Genomic DNA, 12,967 nt, shown 5'->3' with positions numbered 1-12,967 from the left:
TCAGGTATAAACCCAGCTTGATAATTAAAAGTTCTATTAAAGCCACCTAAGTGCGAAGCTTGCTGCGCGATGATCATATCGACATCATCGCGTATATAAATGTAAATTGGTTTATTGACCTTTAGGCTCTAATCCGTCAATGGTCACTCCTTGTAAAAAACCAGCGCCTTGTTGTTCGTTGTTTCTCAGCTTAATCATCAAACGTAAATCATTTGGTGAATCAGCATGATGTAATGCATCAGCGTAGTTAATTCGCTGCTGTTTATAAAGCTCAAAGAGCGCCTGATCAAAGGTTTGCATACCCATATCTTTCGCTTTAGCCATGGCTTCTTTAATACCGCCAATATCCCCTTTTTTGATAAGCTCGCCAACAATCGGGGTGTTCAGCAAAATTTCAATTGCCGCGACCCGGCCATTACCATCAGCGGTAGGCACTAATTGCTGGGCAATAATAGCGCGTAGATTTAAAGATAGATCATATTTTAGCTTATCGTGCTTTTCTTTTGGCACTAAATGCATGATACGGTCGATAGCTTGGTTGGCATTATTGGCATGTAACGTAGCTACACATAGATGCCCGGTTTCAGCAAAGCTCAACGCATATTCCATAGTCTCTTGCGAGCGTATTTCACCAATCAAAATAACATCGGGAGCTTGGCGTAATGAGCTTTTAAGCGCTGACTCAAAACTTTCCGTATCTAAACCAACTTCACGCTGAGTAATTATACTTTTACGATGTTCGTGAACAAACTCAATCGGATCTTCAATGGTCAAAATATGGCCACGCTGATTACGATTACGATAGCCTAATAAAGCCGCCAACGAGGTTGATTTACCAGTGCCTGTGCCCCCCACAAATAACACCAACCCCCGCTTTGCCATGATCACATCGGTCAGCGTTGAGGGTAGGCCAAGCTCAGTTACATCTGGAATTTTTGTAACAATACGGCGGATAACCATGCCGGCACAATCTCGTTGCCAAAATGCTGAGATCCTAAAGCGCCCTTCTTCGGTGGCAATAGCAAAGTTGCATTCTTTGGTATTATGAAACTCGGCTTTTTGTTTTTCACTCATCGCAGATTCAACTAGCTCAAGCGACTCTTCATCTGATATTTTTTCGTCGCCTAATGCAATCAGCTCACCATTAATCTTTGCGCTGACCGGTAATTGACTTGAAACAAATAAATCAGAACCCTGCTTTTCAAGCATCAAATGTAAAAAGTAATCTAGAGAATGTGTCATTACTGCTCCTTAACCACCAAAGTTATTTTTATCTTGTGCTTTAGCACGCGCTTCAGCATTGGTAACTACACCGTGGTTTACTAAATTAGTTAAACATTGATCCATGGTTTGCATACCTTGCGATGCGCCAGTTTGAATCGACGAATACATTTGCGCAATTTTATCTTCGCGGATCAGGTTACGAATGGCCGGCACTGCAATCATAATTTCATGGGCTGCGACTCGTCCCCCACCAATTTTTTTCAGCAGGGTTTGTGAAATAACCGCCCGCAATGACTCAGAGAGCATTGAGCGGATCATGCTTTTTTCTTCACCTGGGAATACATCGATAATACGGTCAATGGTTTTTGGCGCTGAAGTTGTATGCAAAGTACCAAACACTAAATGACCGGTTTCAGCTGCGGTCATAGCTAGTCGAATAGTTTCTAAATCACGCAACTCACCCACCAAAATAACATCAGGGTCTTCACGTAAAGCACTGCGCAGTGCATTAGAAAAACTATGTGTATCACGATGCACTTCACGTTGGTTGATAAGTGATAATTTATTGTCGTGTACAAACTCAATGGGATCTTCGATAGTTAAAATATGATGATGTTTATGCTGATTAATATAATCGACCATCGCCGCCAAAGTCGTTGATTTACCTGAGCCGGTTGGGCCTGTTACCAACACCAGGCCACGTGGCGTATCGGAAATAGTTTTAAATATATCTGGCGCACCTAAATCATCGAGAGTCAGCACTTCACTGGGGATAGTACGAAATACAGCGGCTGGACCTCGGTTAGAGTTGAAGGCATTAACACGAAAACGCGCTAAGTTTGGCACTTCAAACGAAAAATCCACTTCCAGATTTTGTTCGTAGTCCTTGCGTTGATTATCGTTCATAATGTCGTAAACTAGGCTGTTCACATCTTTGTTTTCCAGCGCTGGTATATTAATACGTCGCACATCGCCATCAACACGGATCATTGGCGCAACCCCTGATGATAAGTGTAAATCGGATGCTTTGTGCTGCACACTAAAGGCCAATAATTCGGTAATATCCATTTATGACTCCACAACTAACTGATAATTATATGGTTACAATAGCAGAACGGCTTAAATCCGCCTATGCTAGAATTGCCCTCGCGGCAAAAAAACATCATCGTAACGAACGTGATGTCTGCTTGTTGGCAGTATCAAAAACCAAACCTGCTGATTTTATTTTAGCGGCTTATCAACAAGGTCACCGAGAATTTGGTGAATCATACGTGCAAGAAGCTGTTGATAAAATAACCCAACTAGCAAATTATAGCGATATTGTTTGGCATTTCATTGGCCCAATTCAATCAAATAAAACGGCGGCTGTGGCTGAACATTTTGATTGGGTGCAGAGCATCGAACGTGAAAAAATAGCAAAACGTTTAAACGAGCAAAGACCGACAGATAAAGCCCCGTTAAAAGTACTGATCCAAGTGAATATAAGTTTAGAAGCAGCTAAGTCAGGCTGCCACCCGGATCAACTCGATAGCTTGGCTGAATATATTCAGCATTGTCCAAATTTAGAGTTACGTGGGGTGATGGCCATCCCAGCCAAAACTGACGACAACCTGCAACAAATACAATATTTTGAGCAATTACGGGCTTGCTTTGATAGACTTAAAGCCCAATATCCTCAAATAGACACCTTGTCGATGGGGATGAGTGGCGATGTAGAGGCTGCAATTGCTGCAGGCTCAACCATGGTACGCATCGGCACGGATATTTTTGGCCAACGAAGTTAAGGTGATAACTAAGATATGTCAGATAAAACAATTGCATTCATAGGCACAGGTAATATGAGCTACGCCATTATTGGCGGCATGGTAAAAAAAGGATTTGCTGCATCAAATATTATTGCAACAAACCGTAACCAAGAAAAACTCGCTAAGGTAGCAGCAGATTTCGGGGTTAAAACCACCGCAGATAACAACGAAGCACTGCGCGATGCCGATGTTATTGTGTTATCTGTAAAGCCACAAATGATGGGCGATTTATGTCAATCATTTCAAGATTCAGGTATCGACTTTAGCGATAAGCTATTTATCTCTGTTGCAGCGGGCCTGACCGTTAAACGGTTACGTGAAATGCTTGGTCAAGACGTTAAAATGGTCCGTTGTATGCCAAACACGCCATCATTACTAGGGCGTGGTGTATCGGGCTTATTTGGCGCTGGTGAAACGGCGCAAGAGCACGAATTTGTACAGCAAGTATTTGAGTGTACGGGCATTGCTGTGTGGGTTGAGCAAGAATCCCAGATTAACGATGTTATTGCCGTAACGGGCTCATCACCGGCTTACTTTTTCTTATTTATGGAAGCCATAGAAGAAAAAGCCAAAGCATTGGGCTTTAGCGATGAAGACGCACGTCGCTTAGTGCAGCAAACCGCATTAGGTGCAGCTGAAATGGCAGTATCGCAGCCTGAAATTAGTATTTCACAATTGCGTGCTAACGTGACTTCTAAAGGCGGTACTACTCACGCGGCAGTTGAGCATTTAAAAGCACAGGGCCTAACGGGTACTGTAGCCGATGCCATGGATGCCTGTATTGCGCGTGCTGAGCAAATGGAACAAGAACTTTAAAAGCATCTCTAAGCTTTTAGCCCTATTTATGTTTAAGGTTTTTAATTAAGGTACGTTATGAACGCCATGCAATTTTTAATAAGCACATTATTCGATCTATTTTTAATGGTCGTTTTAATGCGCTTTTGGCTACAAGCCGCCAAAGCTGACTTTTACAATCCATTAAGTCAGTTTGTGGTTAAAGCCACTTCATTTGCTGTTAACCCACTGCGTAAAATTATTCCCGGTTTTGGTGGGCTAGACTTAGCCTCATTATTGCTGGCGTTCATTGTCGCTGTTGGAAAAATTACCGCGCTGATCTTTTTAGTCGGCGCGACATGGGAAGTTGGCTTTGTATTATTCAATGCCCTAGTAACGGTAATTAAAGAAGGCTTAAACTTACTATTTTGGGTGTTGGTTATTCGCGCATTATTAAGCTGGGTAAGCCAAGGCAACAACCCAATCGAAGCAGTTTTCCATCAATTAACAGAGCCAATGCTAAGACCTATTCGTAAAGTATTACCTCCGTTGGGCGGCTTAGATTTATCAATTTTAGTGTTAATTATTGCACTGCAATTTGCCCAATTTTTGTTTATGGATTTAATTCGTTAAGCACATTATTCTCACCGAGGCCTATTTTTAGGCCTCTTACTTAAGAGCTTCCGATGAAAAAAATAGTCAGTATTTTATTCTTTGCATTAGCAGGTATTACATTCAGTGCCCACAGTGAACAAATGCAAGGTGCACAATATAAAGAGCTAGGCCCGTGGCAAGTTCACTACATTGCCTTCCCGTCGACCTTTATTCAACCACAAATAGCCAAAGCTTATGATCTTGAGCGCAGTGGTTATAAGGGCATTGTAAATATTTCAATTTTGAAAAATGATACTGATGCAACAGCGCAAACAGCCATCCTAAAAGGGACTGCGAGGAATTTACTCGGTAATAAACAAACCTTAGATTTTAAAGAAGTGATTGAAGGCGAATCAATTTACTATCTTGCGCAAGTTAATTTTACCAACGAAGAAATTCTTCGCTTTGACGTTGAAATACAGCAAGGTAACCAATTTCAAAAGCTGCAATTCCAGCAAAAATTTTACGTAGATTAAACCATGAAAAAAACCTTAGTATTAGCCACCGGTAACCAAGGCAAAGTCAACGAGTTAGCACAAATGCTAAGCCCGCTTGAAATCAACGTTGTGCCGCAAAGCGACTTTAACGTGCCAGAAGTGCCCGAAACAGGTACCACCTTTGTTGAAAATGCCATCATTAAAGCTCGCCATGCGGCAAAAATCACTGGCCTGCCAGCTATAGCCGATGACTCAGGTTTAGAGGTTGATGGATTAAACGGCGCACCGGGTGTTTACTCAGCACGTTATGCAGGCGAGCACGCCAGCGATCAAGATAATATTGATAAGCTATTAGTTGAGCTTGCTGATAATCCTAACCGCAGTGCACGGTTTTGGTGTGTGTTAGTGCTTATGCGCCACGCCGATGACCCTACCCCACTGATTTGCAGTGCTAGCTGGGAAGGGCAAATTACGCAAAGCCAAGATGGTCAAGGTGGCTTTGGTTATGACCCGGTTTTTTATGTACCAGACCTTAACTGTACTAGCGCGCAATTAACTAAACAGCAAAAGAACGCTGTAAGCCATCGCGGAACAGCATTAAAACAGTTACTGTCAGAGCTTAAGCTCAAAGGCGGCCTGTGAATTTACCGCCGCTAAGTTTATATGTGCACGTGCCGTGGTGCGTGCAAAAATGCCCTTACTGTGATTTTAATAGTCATGGTCAAAAAGGCGATATTCCTGAAAAAGAATATGTGCAGCATTTAATTGATGATTTAAAAACTGACTTACACTTAGTGCAAGGACGTAAAATTCACTCCATCTTTATTGGTGGCGGCACGCCTAGCCTGTTAACCGGTGAGGCCTACGTTAATTTATTAACGGCGGTGGATTCATTAATTGGCCTGAGTGAAAACTGCGAGATCACCCTAGAAGCCAACCCGGGCACTGTTGAAACCGGGCGTTTTAAAGAATACGTAGCCGCTGGCATTAATCGCATTTCGATTGGCGTGCAAAGCATGCAAAATGACAAGCTAAAAGCACTGGGCCGTATTCATGGTGCCGATGAAGCGACTTATGCCGCGGAGCAAGCCCATGAAGCTGGTTTAAACAGCTTCAACCTTGATTTAATGCACGGTTTACCAGGGCAATCTGTTGAAGATGCACTCAGTGATTTGAAAAAAGTGATCGCTCTTAATCCCCCGCACATATCTTGGTATCAATTAACGATTGAAGCCAATACGCAATTTGCTTCTAAACCGCCAGTTTTGCCAGCAGATGACACTTTATGGGATATTCAAGAGCAAGGCCAAGCACTATTAGCCGATGCTGGCTATCAGCAATATGAGATATCTGGCTATGCAAAACCAGGCTACCAATGCCAACACAACCTAAATTATTGGCGCTTCGGCGACTATTTAGGTATTGGCTGTGGTGCCCATGCTAAGGTAACGGATGCTAAAACAGGTATCATTACCCGTACTGAAAAAGTGAAACATCCACGTGGATACATGGATTTAGCAAAGCCCTATTTATTTAAACAGTGGCAAGTAGAACAACATGACTTACCGTTTGAATTCTTTATGAATCGCTTACGGTTATTTGAAGCATGCCCAATTAGTGATTTTACGGCGTTAACACAATTACCGCTGCAAAGTCAGGCTGATGCATTACAACAAGCAGTCGCAAAGGGTTTGCTTGAGCAAACGGAGAGTCATTGGCAGGTAAGCCAAAAAGGTCATCGTTTTTTAAATGATCTGCTAGAGTTATTTGTGTAATTACCAAACAGGTAATTACTGATTTTAATAATAATTAATAACCATTAATGGTTTCTAACAACAAAAGGGAAAACATGCGTAAACTTACCTTTATCGCCGCCGCAGTGGGTATTGCACTGTTAGGTGGTTGCCAGCAAACACCTGAGCAATCAAGCACACCCGTTGTACAAACACAGCCTGTGCAAAGTGAAATAGACAAAGCCAATGCATTTTTCGAAGATACCTTTAACCGTGATGTGATGAGCAGCCCGGTTTACCAAACCTATATGGGTATCAAAAAAGATTACGATAAATGGGACGACGGCAGCGAAGCTCGCGTGCAAAAAGATCATCAACAAACCAAAGATGATTTAGTTGCTTTAAATGCGATTAACCGTGACTTGCTAGATGACACCACAAAAGTTAGCTATGACTTAAAAAAACAAGACCTTGAAGAGAGCATCGCAGACTTTAAATGGCGTTACCACAACTATCCGGTAAACCAAATGTTTGGTACTCACTCGATGATCCCAGCATTTTTAATCAATCAACACCAGATTTCTGATGTTGCCGATGCCAAAGCCTATATCTCACGTTTAAATGGCGTAACGACTGTTATTGACCAACTGATCAAAGACTTAGAAGTACGTGCTGATAAAGGCATTATCGCCCCTAAGTTTGTGTTCCCACATGTCATTGATTCAAGCAAGAACATCATTCATGGTGCGCCGTTTGAACAAGGTGAAGACTCAACTTTACTTGCTGACTTTAAACGCAAAGTAACGGCACTTGAAATCGCTCAAGCTGATAAAGACGCGCTAATTACAGACGCAGAAAAAGCCCTAAAAGCTGCTGTTAAGCCATCTTACTCTAAGCTAATTAATTATTTAGCACAGCTTGAAAAACGTGCGGATGATCGCGATGGTGCATGGAAGTTCCCTGACGGCGAAGCGTTTTACAATAATGCGTTAGCGCGTACCACAACCACAGATTTAACCGCGAAAGAAATTCATAGCATTGGTTTAGCTGAGGTTTCACGTATTCATGATGAAATGCGCGAAATCAAAGAAAAAGTCGGCTTTAAAGGCGATTTAAAAGCGTTTATGCAGTTTATGAAAACCGATAAGCAGTTTTACTTACCAAACACTGAAGCTGGTAAGCAACAATACCTCGATGAAGCGACAACACTTATCGACAATATGAAATCACGCTTAGATGAACTATTTATTGTTAAACCTAAAGCTGACATGATTGTAAAACGTGTTGAAGCATTCCGTGAAAAAGCAGCGGGTAAAGCATTTTATCAACAACCTGCACCGGATGGCTCACGCCCAGGCATTTACTACGCCAACCTTTACGATATGGAAGCAATGCCAACTTACCAAATGGAAGCGCTGGCTTACCACGAAGGTATTCCTGGTCACCACATGCAAATTGCTATTTCGCAAGAACTTGAAGGTGTGCCTAAGTTCCGTAAATTTGGTGGCTACACAGCCTACATTGAAGGTTGGGGTTTATACTCTGAATTACTACCAAAAGAAATGGGGCTATATGAAGACCCTTATTCTGACTTTGGTCGCTTATCAATGGAGTTATGGCGCGCATGCCGTTTAGTGGTTGATACTGGTATCCATGAAATGAAATGGACTCGCCAACAAGGTATCGATTACTACGTAAATAATACGCCTAACGCGACGTCTGACGGTGTTAAAATGGTTGAGCGTCACATTGTAATGCCTTCACAAGCAACGGCTTACAAAGTAGGTATGTTGAAGATTTTAGAGCTTCGTGAAGCTGCGAAAGTTAAACTGGGTGACAAGTTTGATATTCGCCAATTCCACGATGTAGTACTTAAAAATGGTGCTGTGCCACTAAACGTACTTGAGAGCTTTGTTGATCAATGGGTTGCAGACAAACTAGCAGCTTAAGCATGATTGCTTGATAACATCTACAAAGGCCGTATCTGCGGCCTTTTTTATTGTCTGAATTATTGTCTGAATTATAGATAAACACTTGACCAGTGAAGGAGTTAGGCTAGGATAGGTTGATAAAACGAAGAAGAGAGCAACAATGGACGCCTGTATTAACCAACTAAACGCACAAATGCAACAGCATCAGTTACCAGCCATTGTTGATTCATTTGTGCGTTTAACTGATGCGCAGCAAACACTGCAATTACTGCATTTGTATGAAAGTGCCCAGCGAATGAGCGTAAAATATGCTTATTTGCAAAACATTGCGAGTAAAATATTATCCCAACATGTGTTGCCCAAAGAGCTAATAGCCAATATTCAGAGCTTAGACAAGCTGAGCTTTTTCACCCCCGGTTTAAAATTTAACAATAACTTTGCCCAGCAAAATACCCAGCAACAAAATGTATTACACAGCCTGTTTAGTAATTGTTCTGGCAGCAATTTACCTTTTAATTATGTTCGCTCATTAATGTTATTTGAAAGCAATGAAAGCTTGTTACAGGCTGTTCAGCAAGTGGATCAAAATGGCCTCACCGCCGTTGCAAGTTATATCGCCAAAAATCCAACCGAGCATAACTTACCTAAGCATGAGTTCTCAGCTCTTTTGGCACTAATGGAAGTTGAATTTAAACAAACTCAGGGCAATATCAACACTGCCTCCTTCTTAAAAGCGTTACTCACATTATGCCAAGCAAGCCCAACTAAATCGCTTAGTGACTATAAAATATTACTCAGTGGTGCGTATTTACGCTGTAAAACAGAGCAAATTGATCGCTACCTTGCACAACATAAATAATATTAGTCAGATAAATAATATTCAACACTGGTTACAACGCGTACTTTTTTAATTTGTGGCGTGTTTGAATCGCGGTCGATAATGCTAAACTGGCCTTGTCTTGCGGTGCGGATTTTACCAAGTTTTGACTGTGAGTCTTTGGCAAACTTAAGAGCAACTTCACGGGCTTTCTCAGTGGCCTCTTGCACCATTGCTGGCTTGATATCATTTAGCCCAGTAAACATGTACTCAACGCGGGTTTCATAGTTATCCTGCACGATAGCAATTCCTTGCTTGGCCAACTGCCCCACCTTTGTTAAAGCATTTTGTACTTTATCGGGTTGCTGTGAATACACAGTGATATTAGCACGGGCAATATATCGAAATTGCTGATTTTCAGCACCGTATTCGCGCGCCTGTTTATCAACAATTGATTGTTTGCTTAAGCTTATTTCTTGCTCATCAAAACCATGCAACTTTAAAAAAGCGACCACCGCAGAGCTTTTTTGCTCAACCCGCTCGACTAATTTTTCTAAATTATTATCAGCGTCGCTAAATTGCACCGGCCAAATAACGGTATCGGCAACAACTTCACGCTCGGCAAGGCCTTTGACTTCAACGGTGCGCTCCATATTTTTTACATCAAGTGCCGCAGATTTTAAAATCCATCCGCAACCTAAAATAGCAACACTTAATACCGCGGCTCCCAGTAACTGGTAATATCCATTTGGCTTATTCATTTAGATTCCTTTGATAATTATCAATGTAAATTGGTTTGATGCTCGAAAAATCAACCTAAACAGGTTACATTGAGCAGTATAGTTTAGCAAAAAGATTCTCTGCATCACTTGCCAAGAAAACACATAACCCGCAAGGAAAAGCCATGAGCGTAAAACGCATTAGTCAGTTTTTTAACCCGACATCGGTTGCCGTGATTGGTGCCTCAAATAATATTTCTCGGGCAGGGTTTGTGGTGATGCGTAACTTATTGCAGGGCGGATTTAACGGCCCAATAATGCCAGTAAGCCCAACGCACAGCGCCGTGCATGGCGTGTTAGCATACCCTTCAATTGCAGCACTGCCGAAAATTCCAGATCTTGCAGTGATCTGCACCAACAAACACACATTGCTGACAATTATTGCCGAATTAGGTGAGTTTGGCTGTAAAAATGCCGTGGTGATCGCAGCGGGACTCAATCATCAGCAAAAAACAGCACTGCAAGAAGCCGCTAAACAAGCCAAAGTGTCATTACTTGGCCCTAATTGTTTGGGTTTATTGATCCCCCATATTGGCCTCAATGCGAGTTTTTCTCACACCGTTGCCAGCGAAGGTAAAATAGCCTTTGTCTCACAGTCAGCGGCTGTTTGCTCCACCATTTTAGATTGGGCTAAAAATAAAGAAATTGGCTTTTCCTATTTTGTTTCTGTGGGGGACTGCTTAGATATTGATTTTGCAGAGCTGCTGGACTTTTTAGGTCGCGATGCGAAAACCAAAGCTATTTTGCTGTATATCGATAATATCGAAAACATTCGTAGTTTTATCTCCGCCGCTCGCGCTGCTGCGTTTAGTAAACCGGTGATCGCCATTAAAACCGGAAAAACGGCCGCAGGGGCACTCGCCGCAGAAATTCACACCGGCGGAAAGCAAAGCTCTGATGCCGTATATGATGCTTTGTTCCAACGCGCTGGTATGTTGCGGGTAAATGATCTCACTGAGCTGTTTGCTGCCACACAAACCTTGGCTATGCATCCTAAGTTATTAAAAGTCGAACAACTGACCATTTTAACCAACGGCGGTGGCCCTGGTGTGATGGCCGTTGATAGTTTATTACAAAGTTCCGGTAAGCTTGCACAATTGAGTGAAGAAACCCGATGTGCGTTAAACAAGGTGATCCCACAATCAGATATGACGTCAAACCCGGTAGATATTTTTGGCGATTCAGCCCCGGCCCGTTATCAGCAAGCACTGGAAATTTTATTACATGCAAAAGAAGTTAAAAACTTACTGATCATCCACACGCCATCGGCATTAGCCCCCAGTGAAGACTATGCGTTGATCATTGCGCAAACGCTCAATAAGCTGCCGAAAATGGCCCGTCCTTATGTGATCACAAACTTTATGGGTGAAGATGCCGCCTACGCCGCGCGTCGCTTATGCAGCAACTACGGCATTCCTACCTACCGCACCCCTGAGGGTGCTGTACGTGCATTTATGCACTTAGTGAGTTATCGCCGTAACCAAAAGCACTTAACACAAACCCCTGAGTCAAACACCGATGATGCAACAATCAATAAACAAGCTGCAAAAGCCATCGTTAATGAATTTTTAGCAGAGCAGCAAAGCTATTTATCCACCCATCAAGCCAGCCAAATATTGGCTCATTATGGGGTTGAATGTATTCAAACCGAGGTGGCCTACACGCCAACAGAAGCTAAAGAGCAAGCCATAGAACTAGGCTTTCCTGTGGCACTGAAACTGATAAGCCCTAGCATTCCATCAAAATCAGAAGTCGGTGGCGTAGTTCTTAACTTAAACGATGCGCAAGAAGTTGAGCAAACCGCCTTTGCAATGCTACTAAGAATAAAAAACACCTACCCAGATGCGATTATTGAAGGCTTTTCACTACAAAAAATGGCGCCGCGTGCAGGCGCAAATGAACTGCGTATCGCAATTAAAACTGAAGCTAACTTTGGCCCGGTTATTTTACTTGGAGAAGCCGGCACCGGTCTTGAATTTGCTCAAGCCGCAGTAGCTCTCCCCCCTTTAAACATGAACTTAGCTAAATATTTAATTGCCGCAGCTCATGATAAGGGCGTGCTTAAAGATCGCGTATTACCAGAAAAAGTAGATAAGTATCGCCTTTGCGCACTGCTTACCCGCATTTCTCAGCTAGTGATTGATCAACCCGATATCACATCTGTAGAGCTAAACCCAATCTTAGCCAGTAACGGCCAATTTTTAGTACTCGATGCCACCATGACCTTAAGTCGATATCAAGTACAATCGCATCGTAAGCGCTTATCAATCCGCCCCTACCCGATTGAGCTGGTACAACAGGTTACTTTAAAAAATAATAGCCAAGCAATACTGCGTCCGATCAAACCCGAAGATGAGCAAGCACACCAAGAATTTGATCAGTCACTTAGTAAAGAAGATCGCTACAAACGCTTCTTTGGTGAACTGCCGCAATTTAACCACGATCAACTGGCGAAAATGACGCAAATTGATTACGACCGAGAGATGGCATTTATTATCACTCAAGACAACGCAACACTTGGTGTATCTCGGGTATTAATGGACCCTGATAAAGTGCATGCCGAATTTGCCATTGTGGTACGCTCAAACAGCCAAGGGCTTGGCTTAGGAGGCTTGTTGATGCGAGCTGCCATTGAATATTGCCAAAGCCAAGGTGTACAATTTATTGAAGGTATCACCCTGCCAGAAAATACTGGCATGATTGAATTAGCCCGCAAACTAGGCTTTAAGATCAGTCGTGACTTTGAAGAAGGCAGTATCAACATGGTGCTTGCTTTAACGCCAATAAATAAATAAATAAATACGGATAAGCAT

Annotated in this window: 12 protein-coding genes; 9 read left to right on the top strand and 3 right to left on the bottom strand. The window is 42.5% G+C overall.

The genetic code is table 11. The features are described 5' to 3' along the window. Positions 1–111: 111 nt before the first annotated feature. Positions 112–1,242 carry a PilT/PilU family type 4a pilus ATPase gene (locus A7968_RS13955; RefSeq protein ID WP_064667188.1) on the bottom strand — a complete coding sequence of 377 codons (1,131 nt, stop codon included), beginning with the start codon at positions 1,240–1,242 and terminating at the stop codon, positions 112–114. Positions 1,243–1,251: 9 nt separating this feature from the next. Next, on the bottom strand, positions 1,252–2,292 hold the full coding sequence (locus tag A7968_RS13950) for a type IV pilus twitching motility protein PilT (RefSeq protein WP_064667187.1): 1,041 nt from the start codon (positions 2,290–2,292) through the stop codon (positions 1,252–1,254). Between the two features lie 2 nt (positions 2,293–2,294). On the opposite strand from A7968_RS13950, the gene A7968_RS13945 reads away from it, so the two are divergent. The 8 genes from A7968_RS13945 to A7968_RS13910 all read left to right on the top strand — a co-directional run bounded on the left by A7968_RS13945 (position 2,295) and on the right by A7968_RS13910 (position 9,417). After that, positions 2,295–3,008: a YggS family pyridoxal phosphate-dependent enzyme gene (locus A7968_RS13945; protein ID WP_064667186.1), complete on the top strand. Its 714-nt coding sequence runs from the start codon at positions 2,295–2,297 to the stop codon at positions 3,006–3,008. A 15-nt stretch (positions 3,009–3,023) separates the two neighbouring features. Next, positions 3,024–3,845 carry a pyrroline-5-carboxylate reductase gene (gene proC, locus A7968_RS13940; protein WP_064667185.1) on the top strand — a complete coding sequence of 274 codons (822 nt, stop codon included), beginning with the start codon at positions 3,024–3,026 and terminating at the stop codon, positions 3,843–3,845. Between the two features lie 57 nt (positions 3,846–3,902). After that, a complete protein-coding gene (locus A7968_RS13935) occupies positions 3,903–4,436 on the top strand; it encodes a YggT family protein (RefSeq protein ID WP_064667184.1) in 534 nt (177 codons plus the stop codon). Positions 4,437–4,489: 53 nt separating this feature from the next. Continuing rightward, a complete protein-coding gene (locus tag A7968_RS13930) occupies positions 4,490–4,933 on the top strand; it encodes a DUF4426 domain-containing protein (RefSeq protein ID WP_064667183.1) in 444 nt (147 codons plus the stop codon). A gap of 3 nt (positions 4,934–4,936) precedes the next feature. Next, complete coding sequence (locus tag A7968_RS13925; RefSeq protein ID WP_064667182.1) at positions 4,937–5,536, top strand: XTP/dITP diphosphatase; 600 nt, start codon at positions 4,937–4,939, stop codon at positions 5,534–5,536. Continuing rightward, positions 5,533–6,669, top strand: coding sequence for a radical SAM family heme chaperone HemW (gene hemW / locus A7968_RS13920; RefSeq protein WP_064667181.1), 1,137 nt, complete (start codon positions 5,533–5,535; stop codon positions 6,667–6,669). The genes A7968_RS13925 and hemW overlap by 4 nt, the downstream gene beginning before the upstream one ends. 74 nt (positions 6,670–6,743) lie before the next feature. Further along, positions 6,744–8,576, top strand: coding sequence for a DUF885 domain-containing protein (locus A7968_RS13915; RefSeq protein ID WP_064667180.1), 1,833 nt, complete (start codon positions 6,744–6,746; stop codon positions 8,574–8,576). Between the two features lie 142 nt (positions 8,577–8,718). Then, on the top strand, positions 8,719–9,417 hold the full coding sequence (locus tag A7968_RS13910) for a hypothetical protein (protein ID WP_064667179.1): 699 nt from the start codon (positions 8,719–8,721) through the stop codon (positions 9,415–9,417). 2 nt (positions 9,418–9,419) lie between these two features. Here A7968_RS13910 and A7968_RS13905 read toward each other — a convergent pair whose 3' ends face one another. Continuing rightward, positions 9,420–10,136: an SIMPL domain-containing protein gene (locus A7968_RS13905; RefSeq protein WP_064667178.1), complete on the bottom strand. Its 717-nt coding sequence runs from the start codon at positions 10,134–10,136 to the stop codon at positions 9,420–9,422. A gap of 143 nt (positions 10,137–10,279) precedes the next feature. Here A7968_RS13905 and A7968_RS13900 point away from each other — a divergent pair, with 143 nt between their 5' ends. After that, on the top strand, positions 10,280–12,949 hold the full coding sequence (locus A7968_RS13900) for a bifunctional acetate--CoA ligase family protein/GNAT family N-acetyltransferase (protein WP_064667177.1): 2,670 nt from the start codon (positions 10,280–10,282) through the stop codon (positions 12,947–12,949). Positions 12,950–12,967 lie beyond the last annotated feature (18 nt).

The organism is Pseudoalteromonas prydzensis, from assembly GCF_001661495.1.
In the GTDB taxonomy this organism is placed as follows: Bacteria; Pseudomonadota; Gammaproteobacteria; order Enterobacterales; family Alteromonadaceae; genus Pseudoalteromonas; species Pseudoalteromonas prydzensis.
The sequence above is the reverse complement of the archived record's forward strand: the minus strand, read 5'-3'. Positions and strand labels throughout refer to the sequence as shown.